The 19364-nt window shown below is 65.5% G+C and carries 22 protein-coding genes; 18 read left to right on the top strand and 4 right to left on the bottom strand.

From position 1 onward, the window contains the following. Positions 1 to 15 precede the first annotated feature (15 nt). Positions 16 to 1266, top strand: coding sequence for a diguanylate cyclase (locus H6955_05550; GenBank protein ID MCP5312998.1), 1251 nt, complete (start codon positions 16 to 18; stop codon positions 1264 to 1266). 5 nt (positions 1267 to 1271) lie between these two features. Here H6955_05550 and H6955_05545 read toward each other — a convergent pair whose 3' ends face one another. Next, entirely contained in the window at positions 1272 to 2117 is an 846-nt protein-coding gene (locus H6955_05545; GenBank protein MCP5312997.1) for an SDR family oxidoreductase, read from the bottom strand. Between the two features lie 117 nt (positions 2118 to 2234). On the opposite strand from H6955_05545, the gene pomA reads away from it, so the two are divergent. From pomA to nudB, 7 genes are all read left to right on the top strand, one after another. Further along, a complete protein-coding gene (pomA, locus tag H6955_05540) occupies positions 2235 to 2990 on the top strand; it encodes a flagellar motor protein PomA (protein ID MCP5312996.1) in 756 nt (251 codons plus the stop codon). 10 nt (positions 2991 to 3000) lie between these two features. Beyond that, on the top strand, positions 3001 to 3960 hold the full coding sequence (locus tag H6955_05535; protein ID MCP5312995.1) for an OmpA family protein: 960 nt from the start codon (positions 3001 to 3003) through the stop codon (positions 3958 to 3960). Positions 3961 to 3975: 15 nt separating this feature from the next. Further along, positions 3976 to 4587 carry a PilZ domain-containing protein gene (locus H6955_05530; GenBank protein MCP5312994.1) on the top strand — a complete coding sequence of 204 codons (612 nt, stop codon included), beginning with the start codon at positions 3976 to 3978 and terminating at the stop codon, positions 4585 to 4587. After that, a complete protein-coding gene (locus tag H6955_05525; protein MCP5312993.1) occupies positions 4584 to 4868 on the top strand; it encodes a hypothetical protein in 285 nt (94 codons plus the stop codon). Before H6955_05530 ends, H6955_05525 begins: the two co-directional genes overlap by 4 nt. 118 nt (positions 4869 to 4986) lie before the next feature. After that, the gene (locus H6955_05520) at positions 4987 to 5241 is read left to right on the top strand and encodes a zinc ribbon domain-containing protein (protein ID MCP5312992.1); all 255 of its coding nucleotides are present in this window, start codon (positions 4987 to 4989) and stop codon (positions 5239 to 5241) included. A gap of 75 nt (positions 5242 to 5316) precedes the next feature. Next, positions 5317 to 7107, top strand: a complete 1791-nt coding sequence (gene aspS / locus H6955_05515) for an aspartate--tRNA ligase (protein MCP5312991.1) — start codon at positions 5317 to 5319, stop codon at positions 7105 to 7107. 82 nt (positions 7108 to 7189) lie between these two features. Further along, positions 7190 to 7645 carry a dihydroneopterin triphosphate diphosphatase gene (gene nudB, locus H6955_05510; GenBank protein MCP5312990.1) on the top strand — a complete coding sequence of 152 codons (456 nt, stop codon included), beginning with the start codon at positions 7190 to 7192 and terminating at the stop codon, positions 7643 to 7645. Positions 7646 to 8166: 521 nt separating this feature from the next. On the opposite strand, the gene H6955_05505 is transcribed toward nudB, so the two are convergent. Continuing rightward, the gene (locus H6955_05505) at positions 8167 to 8850 is read right to left on the bottom strand and encodes a DUF971 domain-containing protein (GenBank protein ID MCP5312989.1); all 684 of its coding nucleotides are present in this window, start codon (positions 8848 to 8850) and stop codon (positions 8167 to 8169) included. Between the two features lie 75 nt (positions 8851 to 8925). Beyond that, complete coding sequence (locus H6955_05500) at positions 8926 to 10374, bottom strand: HDOD domain-containing protein (protein ID MCP5312988.1); 1449 nt, start codon at positions 10372 to 10374, stop codon at positions 8926 to 8928. Between the two features lie 140 nt (positions 10375 to 10514). Here H6955_05500 and H6955_05495 point away from each other — a divergent pair, with 140 nt between their 5' ends. The 3 genes from H6955_05495 to ruvA all read left to right on the top strand — a co-directional run bounded on the left by H6955_05495 (position 10515) and on the right by ruvA (position 12441). Next, positions 10515 to 11264 (top strand): YebC/PmpR family DNA-binding transcriptional regulator, encoded by a 750-nt coding sequence (locus H6955_05495; protein MCP5312987.1) that lies wholly within the window; start codon positions 10515 to 10517, stop codon positions 11262 to 11264. An 86-nt stretch (positions 11265 to 11350) separates the two neighbouring features. Continuing rightward, a complete protein-coding gene (gene ruvC, locus H6955_05490) occupies positions 11351 to 11845 on the top strand; it encodes a crossover junction endodeoxyribonuclease RuvC (protein MCP5312986.1) in 495 nt (164 codons plus the stop codon). After that, the gene (ruvA, locus tag H6955_05485) at positions 11842 to 12441 is read left to right on the top strand and encodes a Holliday junction branch migration protein RuvA (GenBank protein ID MCP5312985.1); all 600 of its coding nucleotides are present in this window, start codon (positions 11842 to 11844) and stop codon (positions 12439 to 12441) included. Before ruvC ends, ruvA begins: the two co-directional genes overlap by 4 nt. On the opposite strand, the gene H6955_05480 is transcribed toward ruvA, so the two are convergent. Beyond that, positions 12407 to 13603, bottom strand: coding sequence for a hypothetical protein (locus H6955_05480; protein ID MCP5312984.1), 1197 nt, complete (start codon positions 13601 to 13603; stop codon positions 12407 to 12409). The two genes, ruvA and H6955_05480, sit on opposite strands and share 35 nt — an antisense overlap. 233 nt (positions 13604 to 13836) lie before the next feature. Between H6955_05480 and ruvB the strand changes: the two genes are divergently transcribed. Genes ruvB through pal form a run of 7 tightly spaced genes read left to right on the top strand, consistent with a single transcriptional unit; the run spans position 13837 to position 19351 of the window. After that, a complete protein-coding gene (gene ruvB / locus H6955_05475; protein MCP5312983.1) occupies positions 13837 to 14883 on the top strand; it encodes a Holliday junction branch migration DNA helicase RuvB in 1047 nt (348 codons plus the stop codon). A 38-nt stretch (positions 14884 to 14921) separates the two neighbouring features. After that, the gene (ybgC, locus tag H6955_05470; protein MCP5312982.1) at positions 14922 to 15332 is read left to right on the top strand and encodes a tol-pal system-associated acyl-CoA thioesterase; all 411 of its coding nucleotides are present in this window, start codon (positions 14922 to 14924) and stop codon (positions 15330 to 15332) included. Beyond that, positions 15319 to 16011 (top strand): protein TolQ, encoded by a 693-nt coding sequence (gene tolQ / locus H6955_05465; protein ID MCP5312981.1) that lies wholly within the window; start codon positions 15319 to 15321, stop codon positions 16009 to 16011. Before ybgC ends, tolQ begins: the two co-directional genes overlap by 14 nt. A gap of 29 nt (positions 16012 to 16040) precedes the next feature. Further along, complete coding sequence (gene tolR / locus H6955_05460; protein MCP5312980.1) at positions 16041 to 16481, top strand: protein TolR; 441 nt, start codon at positions 16041 to 16043, stop codon at positions 16479 to 16481. Further along, positions 16478 to 17500, top strand: coding sequence for a cell envelope integrity protein TolA (gene tolA, locus H6955_05455; GenBank protein MCP5312979.1), 1023 nt, complete (start codon positions 16478 to 16480; stop codon positions 17498 to 17500). The genes tolR and tolA overlap by 4 nt, the downstream gene beginning before the upstream one ends. A gap of 12 nt (positions 17501 to 17512) precedes the next feature. Then, the gene (gene tolB, locus H6955_05450; protein ID MCP5312978.1) at positions 17513 to 18835 is read left to right on the top strand and encodes a Tol-Pal system beta propeller repeat protein TolB; all 1323 of its coding nucleotides are present in this window, start codon (positions 17513 to 17515) and stop codon (positions 18833 to 18835) included. Further along, complete coding sequence (gene pal, locus H6955_05445) at positions 18836 to 19351, top strand: peptidoglycan-associated lipoprotein Pal (GenBank protein MCP5312977.1); 516 nt, start codon at positions 18836 to 18838, stop codon at positions 19349 to 19351. The last annotated feature ends 13 nt before the right edge of the window (positions 19352 to 19364 follow it).

Raw genomic sequence — 19364 nt, 5'->3', positions numbered from 1 at the left:
CGACATGACCTGCCGATGATCGTCAGCAATCCGAATTCGACCGGCAACCGCGTGGTGGCGATCAGTGCCGTGCTGTTCCTGGTGTTTGACGCCACCGTGCTGGGCATCGGCTACTGGATGGCCAGGCAGATCGCGGACGACGCGGTGACGATCAACCTGGCCGGCCGCCAACGCATGCTGTCGCAGCGCATGGTCAAGGCGCTGCTGCAGTTCGACATCGCCCGCCGCGAGGGTCGGGTCGGAAATGCGGCCTTGCGCGAGCTGCGCGAATCGGTGGAACTGTTCGACACGACGCTCGCGGCATTCGCGCACGGGGGTAACGCCATCGCCGGAGACGGGCAGCCGATGTACCAGGCCGCGGTGACGAGCGAGCAGGGTGCGGATCTGGTGCTCGAGACGCTGCGCGTCTGGGAACCCTATGGCCGGGCATTGCGCGCGCTGGGCAGGCCGGGAGGTGTCTCCACGGAGGTCCTGGCCGGCCTGGTCGGGGACGCACAACGCACCAACCTCGTCCTGCTCGACCTGGCGAACCGTCTGACCAGTCGGGTGGAGGATGCTTCGCGCGGCAAGACCGACAAGCTGCGGCGATTGCAGGTGCTGGCCTTTGTCCTGGCGTTGCTCAACTTCACGGTAATGCTGCACGCGGTGTGGCGGCGAATGCGCGGTCTGCGTTGGCGCCATGACCAGATGCAGCGCATCGTTCGACGTGACGCCTTGACCGGTCTGCCCAATCGGGTGGGCCTGCTGGAGATGCTGCAGAGCGAACTCTCGCAACCCTGTAGTGAACGGGGTGGCCTGGTGGTCGGCTTTCTGGATCTCGATGGATTCAAACAGGTCAATGACCGCCACGGGCATGCCGCCGGCGACGAGGTGTTGCGTCAGGTGACCGGGCGCTTGCGCGGCCGTCTGCGGCACACCGATCTGATCGGCCGGATCGGCGGCGACGAGTTCGTCGTGTTGCTGCACCAGGTGGCCGCCCCGGAGCAGGTCAAACCGGTGCTCGAAGGGCTGGTCGGAGCGATGCGTGAGCCGTTCGACGTCGCCGGAGAGCCGGTCACGGTCGGTCTGAGCGTCGGTGCCGTGCATGTCTGCGACAGCGACGTGAGTGCCGAACAGCTGGTCCATCTGGCGGATCAAACGATGTATCGGGTCAAACACGCGGACGGTGTGTGCTGGCTGCTGGTCGGTCTGCAACCGGGCACCGGTCAACTGGCCGACGTGGCGCTGTCTTCGCAACTGCAGACTGTGATCGCTGGCGATTGCTAACCTGCTCAGCGGCTGCCGCCGCCCGAGGCCCTGCGCAGCAGGGCGTCGAGTTGCCGCGTGCTCAACAGTCGGCGCAGGAAAGCGAATACATAGGTCGGGGTGGTGACCGCATAGCGTGCACGCGGCCTTCGGCTCTCCAGGGCATGGATCACCCGCTTCAACACCGCCTCGGGCGGTAGCGTGAACCGGGTCGTCGGTCCCTCGTGCGCCAGGCGCGCGATCATGGCCTGGTAGTTGTCGCGATGCACGCTGCCCTGGGCGTCGATGTGCTCGCGAAATTTCGCGAAGGCGTTTTCTCGGAACCGGCTGACGATCGGTCCCGGTTCGACCAGGCTGACATGTACGCCGCTGCCATGCAGTTCCAGACGCAGGGTGTCGGTCAGTCCCTCGAGAGCGAACTTGGAGCAGTTGTAGGCGCCGCGGTAGGGCATCGCGACCAGACCGAGCACCGAACTGTTCTGGATGATCCGTCCGGCACCATGCGCACGCATCGCCGGGATCAATCGCCGGGTCAGTTCGTGCCAGCCGAGCAGGTTGGTGCGCAGCTGCGCCTCGAGTACCTCCCAGCGCAGGTCCTCGACCGCACCCGGTTGGCCGTAGGCACCATTGTTGAACAGGCCGTAGACATGGCCGCCGCCGATGTCCAATGCGGCCTGCGCCGCTGCCGCGACCGAGTGCGGATCGTCGAGATGCAATTCGAGTGCGTGCAGGCCGGCATCGCGCAGTGCCCGGAGATCGTCGGCCTTGCGCGCCGTTGCGATCACCCGGTAGCCACGCGCGTGCAGGCCGAGCGCCACACAGCGCCCGATCCCGCTCGAACACCCGGTCACCAGAACGCTCGATTCGCCCATCAATCACCCAATCCGTGCCATCGGCAGAACTAAAGTTTTCACTTCGATATCCGCTATCCAGCAAACAACGCCATGGCCGAAATTCGTCGTACGGCCGTGGTGCAAGGAGGTCAATCCGTGGATATCGCTACGCTCGTCGGCCTGCTCGGCGGCTTCGGCATCATTATCGGCGCAATCGCCACCGGCGGCGACGTCATGTTGTTCGTCAACGTACCCTCGATCCTGATCGTGGTCGGTGGCACCTTCATGGTGACCTTGATGCAGGTATCGCTGTCGGACTTCCTCGGTTCGTTCGCGATTGGTCTCAAGGCCTTTCTCTACAAGGTCGACGACCCGAAGAAGCTGATCGAGGAGGCCGTCACCCTCGCCGATATCGCGCGCAAGAACGGCCTGCTGGCACTCGAAGGCCAGGAGATCAGCAACGAGTTCATGAAAAAGGGCATCGGCCTGTGCGTCGACGGTCACGACCCGGGGCTGGTGCAGAAGATGCTCAGCACCGATATCGACCTGACGATCAAGCGCCACGACACCGGGCAGCGGATGTTCAAGAACATGGCGGTGATGGCCCCGGCGATGGGCATGATCGGTACCCTGATCGGCCTGGTGCAGATGCTCGCCAACATGTCCGATCCGGCGGCGATCGGTCCGGCGATGGCGGTCGCGCTGCTGACCACGCTGTATGGTGCGGTCATCGCCAATGCCTTCGCGCAACCGGTGGCCGACAAGCTGGCGCGCGCAAGCCAACTGGAACAGACCAACAAATCGCTGATACTGGAGACCATCTCCGGCATCCAGGAGGGCATGAACCCCAAGGTGTTGGAGCAGATGCTCAGTACCTACCTGCCGCCGAAGAAGCGCGCGGAGCAGGGCTGAGAGGTCTCACATGGCGGATGATTGCCCGAAGTGTGAAGAGGGTCTGCCCGGTTGGCTGGCGACCTTCGCCGACCTGATGTCCCTGCTGATGTGTTTCTTCGTCCTGCTGTTGTCGTTCGCCACCGTGGACGCGGTGCGTTTCAAGAAGATGGCCGAATCGATGAAGGATGCGTTTGGTGTGCAGCGCGAGGTTCCGGCCCCGGAGATCGTGATGGGTGTCAGCGTCATCAAACAGGAGTGGAGCCCGACCGTCGCCGAACAGGCCGTGATCACCGAGATTCGTCAGGAAACCACCGATGAACAGCGGGAGCACCTGAAGCTCGACCAGGGGCAGGGAGAGAGCGCCGCCACCTCGGCCCCGCCCGAGGCCCCGCAGACGCCGGCCACCGACGAGCGGTCGGCGAGCGCCGAGCAACAGGCCGAGATCGACGAAGCGGCGGCACTGCAGGCCGCCAAAGAGGCGTTGGACGAGGACCTGATGGAGCAACTCGCCGAATTGCAGAAGGCGCTGCAGGGGGAGATCGAGCAGGGCATCGTCAGCCTCGAGCGCAAGGAGAGCAATATCATCATCAGGATCCACGAAAAGGGCTCGTTCGCCTCCGGTAGCGCGCGTCTCGATCCCGAATTCCACGAGGTCATGGGACGCATCAGCGGTGTGCTCGCGCCGAAGCCGGGACGCATCCTGGTCGCCGGCCACACCGACAACATCCCGATCAGTACAGGCCGCTTCCGCTCGAACTGGGAACTGTCTTCTGCGCGCGCGGTGACCGTGCTGCATTCGCTGCTGCGCAACAAGGACATCGCCGAAAACCGCGTGGTGGTACAGGGATTCGCCGACACCCAGCCGATGGAACCGAACGACACGCCGCAGAACCGCGCGAAGAACCGTCGGGTCGAACTGATCCTGATCCGCGGCCTGGAAGACAACTTCGACGATGTGCAGGGTCTGAACGACCTGCAGGCGCAATGACATGGTGGACCGAGCATGACGAGATCAGAACCGGGATCTGCGAACGCCGCTGAGCGGCGCAACTTCTTCCGTATCGACGATACGGTGCGCATGAGTCTGCGCCGCATACCGGCGGACGAGTTGGACGAACGCCTGCGGCGTCTGGAACTCGACCTGGCCGGCAATTTCACGGTGATGTCCAGCCTGGCCGCGATCACCGCGCAGATGAGCGTCGGGCTGCGCCGGATCGAAAACCGCGATCCCGACCTGGCCGCCTACCTGCGCGCGATCGACCAGAAGATCGAGGTGATCGGCCGCGCCTTCCTCGCCCAGGAACCGGAATTGACCGCGGAAAAGGCAGTGCCGGTAAACCTCAGCGCCGGTGGCATGAGCGTGGGTGTCGACGAGGCGTTCGCGCCGGGTACCGCGCTGGAGATCCGGATGTTGCTGTTCCCGTCTTTCACCGGCCTGATGATCTACGGCACCGTGGTCGAGAGTAGCCCGGAGTCGGCGTCCGAGGAGTACCAGCACCTCGCGCGGATCGAATTCACGCATATCCGCGAGCACGACCGCGAGCTGTTGATCCGCCACCTGCTGCGTCGCCAGAGCGCGCAGCTGCGCAGCCAGCAGGGCGAGGAGACCGAATGAGCCTTCACCCGCCCGAACCGGATGATCTGAAGGAGGCCCTGTCGGCGGCCGCGCGGATGCGTGAGGAGGCCGACGATCCGCACCACGTCGCGAAATGGCTGGACTACTACCACCGGCGCTGCCACGGCCTCGAAGATCTGTTGCATGCCACCGACCGTTATCTGCGGTTCGGCCTTCCGGAACACGAACTGGCGGAGATGCGCCTGCTGGTCGAGCGTCTGCGCGCCAGCGAATGGAACGCCGACGACCGCGGCACGACCGACAGTCCGCTGCCGCTGTAGTCCGGGCCACCCTTGAAAACGGCTCGCCCGGCCCCCATTTGCGACCCGTCTGGCGGCTTCTCGCTGCATATGCCGCCGTGCTAATATTTCCCGGTTCAACATCCATTTGGGGGTAGGCATGCCATTCTACGAATACCGCTGCGGGTCTTGCGGCCATGAGTTGGAGGCGATGCAGAAGATGAGCGCCGCGCCGCTCACCGATTGCCCGGCGTGTGCCAAGCCGGAGTTGGTCAAGCTGGTCTCCGCGGCCGGTTTCCGTCTCAAGGGCGGCGGCTGGTACGAGACCGATTTCAAAGGCGGTGCAAAAAAGCCCGCGAGCGAGTCCACCGCCGGCCACAGCTGCGGAACGGGGTCCTGTCCCTCCTGCAGCTGAGTCCAAGACGTCCGATAGTCGACAATCGTGGCGCCCCGTCGGGGCGCCGCGTCTTTTGTAACCCGGGAATGCAGCATGCGCAGCCACTACTGCGGTGAAGTCAACACCGCCAACATCGATCAGACTGTCGAGTTCAGCGGTTGGGTGAATCGCCGGCGCGACCACGGCGGGGTCATCTTCATCGACCTGCGCGACCGTAGCGGCCTGGTTCAGGTGGTCTACGATCCGGATCTCCCCGGGGTGTTCTCGACCGCCGAGCAGGTGCGCAACGAGTACGTGGTACGGGTCAAGGGGCGGGTGCGTGCGCGCCCGGAAGGCACCGTGAACCGCGAGCTGGCGACCGGCGAGGTCGAGGTCCTGGGCGAGGAGCTGGAGATCCTCAACCGTGCCGAGACGCCACCGTTCCAGCTCGACGACGACGACACCTCGGAAGAGCTGCGCCTGCGTTACCGGTATGTCGATCTGCGTCGGCCGGTGATGCAGCAGCGCATCATGCTGCGTGCGCATGCGACGCGTGCGCTGCGCCGTTATCTCGACGAGCGCGGTTTCCTCGACATCGAGACGCCGATGCTCACCAAGGCGACCCCCGAGGGTGCGCGCGACTACCTGGTGCCGAGCCGGGTGCACGCGGGCAAGTTCTTCGCGCTGCCGCAATCGCCTCAGCTGTTCAAGCAGCTGCTGATGATGTCGGGTATGGATCGCTACTACCAGATCGTGCGTTGCTTCCGTGACGAAGACCTGCGCGCCGATCGCCAACCCGAGTTCACCCAGCTCGACCTCGAGATGTCCTTCATGGACGAGGACCAGATCATGACCCTGATGGAGGGCATGATCCGTGAGCTGTTCGATACCACGCTGGCGATCCGCCTGCCCGATCCGTTTCCGCGCATGACCTACCAGGAGGCGGTGCGGCGCTTCGGTTCCGACCGACCCGATCTGCGCTGTCCGCTCGAACTGATCGATGTCGCCGACCTGATGGACGACGTCGAGTTCAAGGTGTTCGCCGGGCCGGCCAAGGACCCCAAGGGCCGGGTGGTCGCGATGCGCGTGCCGAACGGTAACGAGCTGAGCCGCAAGGACATCGATGAATACACCAAGTTTGTCGGTATCTACGGTGCCAAGGGGCTGGCGTACGTCAAGGTCAACGATCTCGGTCAGGGACGCGAAGGCCTGCAGTCGCCGATCCTGAAGTTTCTCCCTGACAGCGCGGTCGACGGGATCGTCACGCGTACCGGTGCGCAGAACGGCGATCTGATCTTCTTCGGCGCGGACAGGGCGACGGTCGTCAACGAGGCGATCGGCGCGTTGCGCGTCAAGCTCGGCCATGACCTGGGTCTGATGTCGAGCGACTGGAAACCGCTGTGGGTGGTCGACTTCCCGATGTTCGAGTGGGACGAGGGCGAGGGCCGCTGGCAGGCGCTGCATCACCCGTTCACGGCACCCAAGGCGGAACACCTCGAGCGGCTCAACAGCGCGCCGGGCGACTGCCTGTCGCGCGCATACGACATGGTGTTGAACGGCACCGAGGTCGGCGGTGGCTCGATTCGTATCCATCGGCCGGAGGTGCAGCAGCAGGTGTTCCATCTGCTGGGCATCGAGGAACAGGAGGCCGAGGAGAAATTCGGCTTCCTGCTCACCGCGCTGAAATACGGCTGTCCGCCGCATGGCGGTCTGGCGTTCGGCCTCGACCGGCTGGTGATGCTGATGAGCGGGGCCAGTTCGATCCGCGACGTGATGGCATTCCCGAAGACCCAGAGCGCGAGCTGCCTGCTGACCCAGGCGCCGTCCGAGGTCACCCAGGGCCAGCTGCGCGAACTGCACCTGCGGGTGCGCGTACCGCAGGTCGACCCTGCGGCGGAAGGCTGACGGCCCGCACCCGGTGCGGACCGAACCGCGGCAGGCGACGACTCCGCCCGGGCGTCCGGAGAGGCCCGGTGGCGACCTTGCGATGAACGGCGGCCCCTGGAAGCGTCCCGAGTCGGTCCTGGTGCTGGTCTGTACCCGCGATCGCGAGGTGCTGCTGATGGAACGCACCCGGCCGCACGGCTTCTGGCAGTCCGTCACCGGTTCGCTGCGCTGGGGCGAGAGTGCCGCCTCAGCCGCGGTCCGCGAACTGCACGAGGAGACCGGGCTGCTGCCCGGCGCCCGCCTGCACGACCTGCACTGCGGCGAGCGTTTCCCGATCATCCCGCCGTGGCGCGCGCGTTACGCCCCCGAGGTGCGCTTCAACCGCGAGCACTGGTTCGTCTGTGAACTGCCGGCGCGACGCACGATCCGGCTGAATTCCGCGGAACACCGTCAGTCGCGATGGCTCAATGCCGATCAGGCGGCGCGCCGCGCCTCTTCCTGGACCAACCGCAAGCTGATCCTCGAGTGGTTCGCCGGTCTTCACCGGCGGCGCTAGGCCATCCATGTCCGCCGCTCGACGGTTCCTCCGTCGGCGTCCGCGAGCCCTTTCAGTCGTTTAACTCCCAGGCTGGCACACGGATTTTTACAGTTGTTGAAGAAACTCGTTACTTGTCGATGTAACGCCTTGATTATAAAGCGCTAAAAATGTTGGCGCGTTTCATGCTGGGTTAACTCCCGAAAGGCAAACCTTCGGTAAAGAGGGACGATGCGGACAGGGAAGGGCAAACCAAACGAACGCATCACATCGCATCTCGCCGCTGCGGCGTCGGTATTCCGGTCGGTAATAGGGCGCGCAAGCGGTTGAGATCGGTGGTCGTGGCCAGCGCCCGCGTGCAGGCCGCGTTGCGAAGGACGGCCGAAGCTGTGCCGGCAGGCGCCCGGCCCCGGGTTCCGATGACCGCCCGGACCGGGGTTGCCGAGACTGCCGCAGAGTCGCGCATTAAGGTCGCTCGATGATTCTCTGCTCGTCGAGACGACTCCAGAGACCCCCCGCCCGCGCGGCGGGGTTTTTTTTGCCTACCAGTCGTCGCTGCGCCGTTTGGGCGGCGGGGGCGGGGCAGGCGGGTGCGGAGAATTCGGTACGATCGCGATCTCGTCGCCCGGATCGAGCCGGGTGAAGGGCTCGGCGAACTGCTTGTTCACCGTCACCCGTACGCTGTCGTCAGTGAACAGGTAGCCGCGGTCGCCTTTCACGCGGCGCAACCATGCGAGCAGCTGCTCGACCGTCTCGACCGTGTCCGGTGGCGTGACCTCTTCCGCCTCCTTGCGCATCTTGTTGGCGAGGTAGTTGAAATACAGCAGCTTGATCTTGCGTTCGGCATCGGGCCGGCCGGCGAGACGCTGGCCGTCGCGATCGATGCCCGCGGCGGCGAGGCGTTCGAGGTAGGCCTGCCAGTAGCGTTCCTGGTTCACGCCGAGGTCGTACAGCGTCTCCCAGGAGTAGATCCCGGTGTCGTGGCCGTCGTCGAACGCGATGCGGATCGCGTAGCTGCCCTGCGGCTCGATACGGTCGATGTTGACCGACTCCTTGCCGGACTCGGGTACCTTGCGGCTGGTGACCTCGGCCGCGTGCGAGTGTACCCGCAGGTACTCGCAGGGCAGGGCGAACGCCTGGCCATCGGAAAACCGGATGTTCAACAGCCGCGATTTGCGGTGCAGGCTGATCTCTGTGGGCACCGGACCCTTGTGTTCGTCTGTCACGCGCGCTTCTCCGCAGGGCACCGGCAGGGTGGCTGCCGGATTCGGGGCGCATGTTTTCACGCCCGGCGTGGGGCTTCAACTGGGTAGGGTCTGCGGAATTGGTGCGGCCTTCGGCGCGCTGGCGCTGCCGGCGGTCAAGGCATCGACCGCCTCCTTGCACAGCGTCCGAAACTGCCGATAGCCCTGATCGTCGAGGTGCCCGCCGTCGCCATAGATCAGCCCGAGTGGCCGGTCGCCGACGAACAGCGACATCAGGAAGGCCCCGCCGGGTGCGACGGCATTGCGCAATCCGCCCGGCAGGTAGCGTTGATAGCGCGCAGCGTTGTCCGCATTCAGCCAGACGCTCTGCGGTTTCTGCATCAGCAGCGAGAACAGGTTCTGTTGCGCGAGGTCGAGGTCCAGATGGCGCAGCCGGTCGTCCGCGGCGCCGCCGAGCGCCAGACGTGTGCGCAGTCGGCTGCGCTCGCGGTTCAGCATCGCGAACACCACGCGTGCCGCACCGGCCTCGTGGCGTATGCGTCGCATCAGTCCCGCCATACGACCGTTGAGGTCCGCGGCGGCGGACGACGCGGGTGGCGTCGGTGCCTCGGGCGCGCCGGTTGCGGGCCCTGCGGGCGGGCGGCGACGGACCTGACCCATCAGCGGGATGTCCTCGTCGTCCTCTTCCTCGACATCGCCCGGTGGCTGCAGCAACGTGAAACCGGTCAGCGGGTAGCCGATACCGGCCAGTTCGCGTGCCGCGTCGACCGCGGCGCAATGCATCCAGGAGCAGGCGCGGTCGTCGTCGATCCCGAGGAAATCCGCCAACTGCGCGTTGACCTGCAGCGTCTGTTCGCCGTACCAGCCGACCGCGGTAGCCGCGGCGATCCGTTCGGCCAACCGCACGGCCTGGCGGCGCGGATCGTGGTCGCCGTGTCCGTCCATCGCCTGGCGGGCCAGTGACGGCAGGGCCCAGCGCTCTGCGAGACGCCGGTTGGCCTTGGCCAGCGGCTCTCCGAGTTCGGCCGAGAAAGCGGTCTCCAGCGCGACGCCGTCGTGCGTGGCGTAGCTCGCGCGTTGTGCGGCATCCGGGTCGAGCAGCCACAGCGCCAGGACCGCGGGTTGGTGCAGCACGGCCGCGGTCACGAGTTCGGTCGGTCGTGTGGCACCCTGGCGCCCGGCCAGTGCGGCCGCGTAGCAGGCCGCATGCGCCGCCTGGCCGTACGCCGCGGTCAGTCCGGTACCGGCAGCCGGCGCCGGCTGTGCGGCGCCGAGGTCCGACAGCGAACCGAGCAGTCGCCGGAAGCGGTCCATGCCGATCAGCGACACGGCGTGGGCGACGTCGGTCGCCTGTTCGCCGGCCCCGGGGCGTACCCTTTCCAGCTCGCGAAACACCGCCAGCACCGCGCCCGGGTCACCGAGCAGCACGTCCTGGAGGTGGGGTGTACGGGTGGTCGCCTGATCGAGCAGCGCCTGCAGCCGGACACGCGTCGCCGGCATCACCGGCGGCTGGATCTGATCGAGGCGCAGCAGGGGTGTTTTCATGGCGTCGCGCGAAACCGGGATGCTGGGTTTGGCGGCTGTCCGCGGCCCAACTTGAACAGCGTCCACCGGCTGGCGGCGTGATAAAATCCGCCGGTAAGCGCGACGTGCGCGGTGCGGACACAAGGGTTACGAGGTAGGGCATGGCAGGTCACAGTAAATGGGCCAACATCAAGCACAAGAAGGCCGCGAACGACAAGGCGCGCGGCAAACTGTGGTCGAAGCTGATTCGCGAGGTGACGGTTGCGGCGAAACACGGAGGGGGCGATCTGGCCACCAATCCCCGGTTGCGCCTGGCGATCGACAAGGCGCGTGCCGCCAATATGCCGAATGACACCGTGGAGCGCGCGGTCAAGCGCGGCGCCGGCGGCGAAGACGATGCCGACTACGACGAGATCCGCTACGAGGGCTACGGTCCGGGAGGCACGGCGATCATCGTCGATTGCATGACCGACAATCGCAACCGCACCGCCTCAGAGGTGCGCCACGCATTCACCAAGCACGGCGGCAACCTCGGCACCGACGGTTCGGTCGCCTACATGTTCAGCAAAAAGGGCATCCTGAGTTACCTGCCCGGGGCAGACGAAGACGCGATCATGGAGGCCGCGCTCGAGGCCGGCGCAGACGACGTCGTCACCAACGATGACGGTTCGATCGATGTCTATACCAATCCGGACGACTACTCGGACGTGCTCGCGGCGATGCAGGCGGCCGGCCATGAACCGGCCAATGCAGAGGTCACGTTCGAGGCCGACACGCCGTCCGAACTGGATGCCGAGACCGCCGAAAAGTTGTTGCGGCTGGTCGATTTCCTTGAAGACCTCGATGACGTGCAGGAGGTCTACACGAACGCCGATATTGCGCCCGAGGTCATGGAGGCGTTGGCCGGCTGACCGGTGGAGGACCCCGTTATCGCTGCCATCTCCACATCGCCACGCGATCCCTCCCGCTGCCTGCGAGACGCGACGGCGGCCTGCCGGTGACCCGGGTGCTCGGCATCGACCCCGGTTCGCGCACGACCGGTTACGGCGTGATCGAGACCGACGGGGTGCGCAGTCGACACCTTGCCTCCGGCTGCATCCGCAGCGCGGCGGGCGGCTTCCCGCAGCGCCTCGGCGAGATCTTCGCCGGCGTCCACGAGGTGTTGCTCGAGTGGCGCCCGCAAGAGGTTGCGGTCGAGCAGGTGTTCGTGTCGCGTAACGCCGCATCGGCACTGAAACTCGGCCAGGCGCGCGGCGCGGCGATCAGCGCGGTCGTGATGCTCGAACTGCCGGTATTCGAGTACACGCCGGCGGCGGTCAAGCAGGGCCTGGTCGGTAACGGCCGCGCCGAGAAGGAGCAGGTGCAGCACATGGTGCGGGTGATTCTCGGCCTGCAGGGACGGCTCGCGCTCGATGCGTCCGACGCCCTCGCGATCGCGTTGTGCCATGCCCACAGCGCGTCCACCCGTCGCCAGATCGAGGCCGCACAGTGATCGGTCGCCTGCGCGGACGCATCGTCGCTCGCCACCCGCCGTTCCTGGTGCTCGACGTGCACGGTGTCGGCTACGAGATCGAGGCGCCGATGTCGACCTTCTACGTCCTGCCGGCCGGCGACGAGGAGATCACGCTGCACACCCATCTGGCGGTGCGCGAGGATGCGCACGTGCTGTACGGTTTCGCGCGCGAGGCCGAGCGCGGATTGTTCCGCGCATTGCTGAAGGTGACCGGGGTCGGCGGCAAGATGGCACTCGGTATCCTGTCCGGGATGACAGCGGACGAGTTCGCGCACGCGGTGCAGGGTGGCGATATCGCCGCGTTGACCCGGCTGCCGGGGGTCGGCAAGAAGACCGCGGAACGCCTGGTGGTCGAGATGCGCGACAAGCTCGACAAGGTGGCCCCGGCGGCGCCCGCCGGCACGGCCCCTGCACCCGGCGGTGCGCCTGCGGGCGCCGACCAGGACGCGGTCAGCGCATTGATCGCGCTCGGCTACAAGGCGCCGGAGGCCAGCCGCATGGTCAGCCAGGTATTCCAGGCGGACATGGACACCGAGGCGATCATCCGCGCGGCATTGAAGGGTCTGGCGAAATAGCCGGCGGCGGCTCCGCGATCCCTACAGGGGCCGCGAGTTTCTCTGCGATCTCCCCGGGGTTGTCGACAAAGCGCACGAGCAACGTCGCCTGCGCGGCGATGGGGGCGAAGCCAGGCGCGCCCCGCCGTGTCACGGCGGTTTCCTGATCACGCTGTAGACCGTCGAATTCGATCGGGGGGAAATACTCATCGATGGTGTGCCAGTCCAGCACGATGTTGCGTTCCTCCTCGCTCAACTCGCTCAGCCCGGGTGCGAGAAAATCGTCGATGTCCTGGATCCTCAGGGACTGGATTGCCCGCCCGGTCGCGTTGCGCACGCGGATCTCATATCTTTCGCCCAGAGCGTCCAGCGGGCGTACCGTAAGCCGTATCCTGTCGGTTACGACAGCGCGCTGGTTGGCTTCGTCGAATATCGGTTTCAACAGCAGGGCCACGTCCCGCAATATGTTCTTCGAGACCCGCTTGCCGACAATCCAGGGGACCAGTTTCTTGCTGGCGTCAAAGGTGCCAAGTCTGTTGAACAACCAGTAACCACTGAACGCCATGGCCAAAGACGAGCTTGTGACAGTGAGCAGCTGACTGCGGGTGAGCACGATCGCCCCGACGAAAAGCACGGCCGCGGCCAATGGGCTCTTGATCAACAAGGTTCCGGACGACTCCGGGCCTCCCGGCGCAGTCCGGGTACGTCGGCGCGCTGCCGGCTTTGGCGTCGGCGCAGGATCGTCGGGCACGACCGTCCACTTGAGAGAACCGAGCCTGACCGTGACGTTGCGCGCAGGAGACACGCCGCCGTCGAGGATCGCGAAGGCGACGAAATCGTTCATCAGTCGTGCTACCAGGGAGCGGCGACCATCCAGTGCCTCGGCGATCCTGATGCCGCCGATGTCCCTCGCAAACCTACCTCCCGGGAGTGCGTTCACCGAATCTTCGAACTGTACCAGGTGTTCTTCGACGAACAGCGCGTAACTGGCGCCCTGTTCCTCACGGAAATGATACTGCCGGATCACGTAAGCGATGATGGATCCGTCGGGTGAGCGCCAGCGTTTCACAGGCGCCCGGTCGCGCGGCCCGAGAAGTTGCTGGAGCCTGGCGTGCTCGTCGAGGTGGTCGCCGGGACCTTCGGCGGGGAGTTGTTCCGTTTCGAACAGCGTACCAATCTGCATGACCTCATCCTTGAGTGCGTAGCGAACCATTTCCCGGTTCTGGAGTTCGATTGTGCCAAAATTGCGCCCGATGGTGGGGAATGGTGAAAGGGTGCGCGTCTGGTCACCCCAAGCGCCCCCACCGACCACTCAATCGACTTTCCGTCCGTGTACGCCGGTTGGTTCCGGGATTGCCCGCGTTTAGCCCGATTTCCCCACTCGAACCGGCGCTGCGGTTGCTCCATAATCGCCCAATGCAAGACGCCGATCGCCTGATCAGTGCGCAATCGGTCGCCGACGATGTCGCGATCGATCGTGCGATCCGCCCACGGACGCTGGCCGATTATGTCGGTCAGCCGGCGGTGCGCGAGCAGATGGAGATCTTCATTCCGGCGGCGCGTAGCCGCGGCGAGGCGCTCGATCACGTGCTGATCTTTGGACCGCCGGGCCTGGGCAAGACCACGCTGTCGCACATCATCGCCAACGAGATGGGCGTGAACCTGCGCCAGACTTCCGGACCGGTGCTCGAACGGCCGGGTGACCTGGCCGCGCTGCTGACCAACCTCGAACCCCACGACGTCCTGTTCATCGACGAGATCCATCGCCTCAGCCCCGTGGTCGAGGAGGTGCTGTACCCGGCGATGGAGGACTATCAGCTGGATATCGTGATCGGCGAGGGACCGGCGGCACGCTCGATCAAGGTCGACCTGCCGGCGTTCACGCTGGTCGGTGCGACCACCCGCGCAGGGCTGTTGACCTCGCCCCTGCGTGACCGCTTCGGCATCGTGCAGCGCCTCGAGTTCTACTCCGAGGGCGAACTGGCGCGGATCGTCGCGCGCTCGGCATCGATCCTCGGCGTGACGGTGACCGCCGAGGGTGCGGCCGAGATCGCGCGTCGTTCGCGCGGTACGCCGCGTATCGCCAACAGGCTGCTGCGCCGCGTGCGCGACTTTGCCCAGGTGAAATCGCACGGCGAGGTCACGGCCGAGATCGCGGATGCGGCGTTGCAGATGCTCAAGGTCGATCCGAACGGGTTCGATCATATGGACCGCCGCCTGTTGCAGGCGGTGCTCGAGAAGTTCGACGGCGGCCCTGTCGGGATCGACAACCTGGCGGCCGCGATCGGCGAGGAGCGTGGCACCATCGAAGACGTGCTCGAACCCTATCTGATTCAGCAGGGCTTTTTGATGCGCACACCGCGCGGTCGTATGGCGACGCGCGCCGCGTACATCCACTTCGGCCTCAACCCGCCACGCAGCAGCGACGCGCGCGATCTGTTCACCGACCTCGAGGACGACTGAACTTTCTTGCAATCGATCGATCACAGCAGGGCAATGCGTTGAGCGGATTCGAATGGCCGGTGCGGGTGTACTACGAAGACACCGACGCGGGCGGCGTGGTGTATTACGCGAACTACCTCAAATTTCTCGAGCGCGCGCGCACCGAATGGTTGCGTGACCTCGGCTTCGAGCAGGAGCGGCTGATGCGCGACGCCGGGATCCTGTTCGCGGTTCGTCGCGTGGAAATCGATTACCTTCTGCCGGCCCGGTTCGACGACGCCCTGGTGGTCGAGGCTGCGATCGCCGAACTCGGCCGGGCCAGCTTCACCTTCCGTCAGCGCATCGTGCGCGCGCCGGATACGCTGCTCAGCACCGCCACGGTCACCGTGGTCTGTTTGGACAAGGACAGATTCCGTCCCACCGCGATACCGACTGACATCCACGAGAAAATAAGCCATGCACAGCACTGACCTGTCGTTCGTCAGCCTGATCCTCAACGCCAGCCTGATCGTCCAGCTGGTGATGGCACTGCTGGTGCTCGCCTCGGTGCTGTCGTGGACCATCATCTTCGACCGTTCGCGGGTGTTGAAACGTGCATTGCAGGAGGTCGAGGATTTCGAGGAGCGCTTCTGGTCGGGCGGCGATCTCGGTGATCTGTATCGATCGATCGACCGCGATCGCGACAGCCTGCGCGGCAGCGGGGCGGTGTTTCATGCCGGCTTCCGCGAATTCGCGCGCCTGCGCGAGAGTCCGGGCGTCGAGCCGATGGCACTCGTCGAGGGCGCACGCCGTGCGATGCGCGTCGCGATGAGCCGCGAGATCGATACGCTGGAGAACCACCTCGCGTTTCTCGCCACGGTCGGTTCGACCAGCCCCTATGTCGGCCTGTTCGGCACTGTCTGGGGGATCATGAACGCGTTTCATGCGCTCGGTAACGTCAAGCAGGCGACCCTGAACCTGGTCGCGCCGGGGATCGCGGAGGCGTTGATCGCGACCGCGATGGGCCTGTTCGCGGCGATTCCGGCGGTGGTCGCGTACAACAAGTACGCCAACTCGGTGCAGCGACTCGAAAACCGCTACGACGACTTCGTCGAGGAGTTTTCGAACATCCTGCAGCGCCAGGCGCACACGCGCACACGCGGGCACTGAGACAGCTTGGTTTCGCATAGGTAGCGCGTATGGCACAGCGACAGAAGACCCGCCGACCGATGGCCGAGATCAACGTCGTTCCGTATATCGACGTGATGCTGGTGTTGCTGGTGATCTTCATGATCACCGCGCCGTTGCTCACCCAGGGGGTCAAGGTCGATCTGGTGGAGGCGGATGCGAAACCGATCGAAGAGGACGCCAAGCGCCCACTCGTGGTCAGCGTCGAGGCCGACGGCAACTGGTCGATCACCTACGACGACGACCGCACCCAGCGCGTCGACGCCGATGAACTGCTGTTCAAGACCGCCGCGATCATCAAGAACAATCCCGGTATCCCGGTATTGATCAAGGGTGACCGCACAGTGGCCTACGAGCGTGTCGTGGAGGCGATGGTCGTGCTGCAGCAGGCCGGTGCACCGAGCGTCGGACTGATCACCCAGCCGCCGGAACACGGGGGCGCCGGTCGTTGAGCGTACTGGCCGTACTCCGCCGTAATCCGGTCGCGTTGGGCCTTGCGGTCCTGCTGCACCTGGCGCTTGCGGTATTCCTGATCTTCGAGATCGACTGGCGCGACGAGGTCAAGCCGATCGGCGCCGACGTGGTCGTGGTCCAGGCCGAACTGATCGATCAGCAGAAGCTCGACGCCGAGGTCGAGAAACTCAAGCGCGAAGAGCAGAAGAAGGTCGAAGAGGCGGCCGCAGCCAAGCGTGCCGAGCAGGCCGAGCTCGAGGCATTGCAGAAACGCCGCGACGAAGAGAAACGCAAACTCGCCGAGCTGGAAAAGCAGCGCAAGCAGCGTCAACAGGATGAGGCGCGCAAGGCGGCCGAGGAAAAGCAACGGGCCGCCGAAGAGCAGGCGCGTGCGGCCGAGATCGAGCGCAAGCAGGAGGAGTTGCGCAAACAGCAGGAGGCAGAGAAGAAGCGCATCGCCGATCTCGAGAAGAAGCGCAAGGCCGAGGAACAGAAACGCCAGCAGGAACAGGCCGCGCGCGAGAAGGCCGAACGCGAGGCCAAGGAGCAAGCCGAGGAAGCGGCGCGCAAGAAGGCCGAGGAGGAGCGACTCGCCAAGGAGAAGGCCGAGAAGGAGCGCCTGGCAAAGGAAAAGGCGGAGAAAGAGCGTCTGGCGAAGGAGAAGGCCGAAAAGGAACGGGCCGACCGCGAGCGCGCCAACCGCGAGGCCGAGCTGGCGGCACAGATGGATGCGAACGAGTTGTCGCAGGTGATGGGTGCGATCCGCAGCCGAGTGGAACGCAACTGGCTGCGGCCGCCGGGCACCGGAGAGCAGGGGCTGCGCTGCACCGTGCGGGTACGCCTTGGGTCGAGCGGCTCGGTGCTGCTGGTCAGCGTGGTAAAGTCGAGCGGCAACGGGGCCTTCGACCGCTCGGTGGAAGCCGCGGTGCGCAAGGCCGATCCTTTGCCCATGCCGCGGTCAGAGCGCCTGCTAGCAAAGTTCCGCGAGATCGATTTTGTCTTTGAACCGAGCAATTAAGCCGTGGTTGTCATGAAGAGATTGTTTGTCTTGTTGTTGTCGATCGCCGCCGCGCTGCCGGCGCTGGCCGCGCCTCTGACTATCGAGATCACCCAGGGCGCGGAGGGTGCGCTGCCTATCGCGGTGGTGCCGTTTGCCTGGCGCGGTAACGCCGGCACGCCACCGCCGCACGAGGTTGGCGAGGTGGTCGCCGCGGACCTGGGCCGCAGCGGGCGTTTCAAGCCGCTGCCGACCAAGGAAATGCTGGCGCGACCGTCGCGCGGCGAAGAGGTCGATTTCCGCGACTGGCGCGCGCTCAATGTCGACAACCTGGTGATCGGCGATGTCAGCCCGAACGGTCCGGGCGGCTACCTGGTGCGCTTCTACCTGTACGACGTGTTCCGCGGCGAGCAGATAACCGGCTACAGCATTCCGACCACGGCGCGCGACCTGCGCGCGACCGCGCACCATATCGCCGACATCATCTACGAGACCCTGACCGGCCAGCCCGGCGCCTTCGCGACACGCATCGCCTACGTGACCTCGGTGCGCAGCGGCAGCGGCAAGGACGCCAAGGAGCGCGTCGAGCTGCGCATCGCGGATGCCGATGGCTACGGGCCGCAGACCATCGTGTCGTCGCAGGAACCGATCATGTCGCCGGCCTGGTCGCCGGACGGACGGCGCCTCGCCTATGTATCGTTCGAGAATGCCCAGCCGTCGATCTGGGTGCAGGAGGTGTTCACCGGTCAGCGCGAGAAACTGACCTCGTTCAAGGGTATCAACGGTGCGCCGGCCTGGTCGCCGGACGGCCGTTACCTGGCGCTGACCCTGTCCAAGGACGGCAACCCGGACATCTTCGTGATGGATATCGCGCGGCGCAGCCTGCGCGCGATCACCCGGCATCCGGCGATCGACACCGAACCGGCCTGGTCGCCGGACGGCAAGACGCTGTTGTTCACCTCCGACCGCGGCGGCGCGCCGCAGGTGTACCGCGTGTCGGCCGGTGGTGGCGAGGCGAGCCGGGTGACCTTCGAGGGCGGATACAACGCGCGCGCCTCGTATGCGCCGAACGGGCGCCTGATCGGCATGGTCACGCGCGTCGACGGCCAGTACCGGATCGCGACGCTGGATCCCGCAACACGCGATTTTCGCGTTCTGAGCACTGGTCGACTTGATGAGTCGCCCAGTTTCGCGCCCAATGGCGCCATGCTAATTTACGCGACGCGCGTCGGCAGCAAGGGCGTGCTCGCCGCTGTCTCCACCGATGGGCGCGTGCAGCAGCGCCTTCGCCTGCAAGAGGGTGATGTGCGCGAACCTGTCTGGTCACCCTACGTTCAAACTGAGAGGAATCGCTAGATGAAGTCCACGTTTTCGGCCTGGTTGGCCATCGTCGGCGCGGCTTTGCTGTTCGCCGGCTGTTCCAGCACAGGCACCAAAGATGACCCCGGCGCATCGGTCGAAGACCATGCCGGCGGTGCACAGACCTCCGGTGCGATGCAGGGTGGTGCCTGGACCGGCAACCCACTCGACAATCCGAACAGCCCGCTGTACACCAAGACCATCTACTTCGATTTCGATCAGAGTTCGATCCGCAGCGACTTCATCGATGTGCTGCGCGCACATGCCGAGTACCTGAACGGCAACCGTGGCACCAACGTGCTGATCGAGGGGCACGGCGATGAGCGCGGCTCGCGCGAATACAACATCGGCCTGGGTGAGCGGCGCGCGAACGCGATCCGCAACTTCCTCGAGGCCGAGGGTGTGTCTGCCGCGCAGATCAACACCATCAGCTACGGCGAAGAGCGGCCTGCGGCACTCGGACACGACGACGTGTCGTGGAGCGAGAACCGTCGTGGCGTACTCGTCTACTGACGCGATGCGCAGC

This window comes from Chromatiaceae bacterium, assembly GCA_024235395.1.
In the GTDB taxonomy this organism is placed as follows: domain Bacteria; phylum Pseudomonadota; class Gammaproteobacteria; order Chromatiales; family Chromatiaceae; genus Thiosocius.
This window is presented reverse-complemented; position numbering and strand designations above follow the sequence as displayed.

Coding starts and splice junctions, on each gene's coding strand:
- nudB (MCP5312990.1), top strand. CDS start 7,190: ATGAACGGCGGCCCCTGGAAGCGTCCCGAGTCGGTCCTGGTGCTGGTC.
- ruvB (MCP5312983.1), top strand. CDS start 13,837: ATGCAAGACGCCGATCGCCTGATCAGTGCGCAATCGGTCGCCGACGAT.
- pal (MCP5312977.1), top strand. CDS start 18,836: ATGAAGTCCACGTTTTCGGCCTGGTTGGCCATCGTCGGCGCGGCTTTG.
- H6955_05530 (MCP5312994.1), top strand. CDS start 3,976: ATGACGAGATCAGAACCGGGATCTGCGAACGCCGCTGAGCGGCGCAAC.
- H6955_05520 (MCP5312992.1), top strand. CDS start 4,987: ATGCCATTCTACGAATACCGCTGCGGGTCTTGCGGCCATGAGTTGGAG.
- aspS (MCP5312991.1), top strand. CDS start 5,317: ATGCGCAGCCACTACTGCGGTGAAGTCAACACCGCCAACATCGATCAG.
- tolR (MCP5312980.1), top strand. CDS start 16,041: ATGGCACAGCGACAGAAGACCCGCCGACCGATGGCCGAGATCAACGTC.
- H6955_05550 (MCP5312998.1), top strand. CDS start 16: ATGATCGTCAGCAATCCGAATTCGACCGGCAACCGCGTGGTGGCGATC.
- tolB (MCP5312978.1), top strand. CDS start 17,513: ATGAAGAGATTGTTTGTCTTGTTGTTGTCGATCGCCGCCGCGCTGCCG.
- H6955_05500 (MCP5312988.1), bottom strand. CDS start 10,374: ATGAAAACACCCCTGCTGCGCCTCGATCAGATCCAGCCGCCGGTGATG.
- H6955_05535 (MCP5312995.1), top strand. CDS start 3,001: ATGGCGGATGATTGCCCGAAGTGTGAAGAGGGTCTGCCCGGTTGGCTG.
- H6955_05525 (MCP5312993.1), top strand. CDS start 4,584: ATGAGCCTTCACCCGCCCGAACCGGATGATCTGAAGGAGGCCCTGTCG.
- tolQ (MCP5312981.1), top strand. CDS start 15,319: ATGCACAGCACTGACCTGTCGTTCGTCAGCCTGATCCTCAACGCCAGC.
- H6955_05495 (MCP5312987.1), top strand. CDS start 10,515: ATGGCAGGTCACAGTAAATGGGCCAACATCAAGCACAAGAAGGCCGCG.
- H6955_05545 (MCP5312997.1), bottom strand. CDS start 2,117: ATGGGCGAATCGAGCGTTCTGGTGACCGGGTGTTCGAGCGGGATCGGG.
- H6955_05480 (MCP5312984.1), bottom strand. CDS start 13,603: ATGCAGATTGGTACGCTGTTCGAAACGGAACAACTCCCCGCCGAAGGT.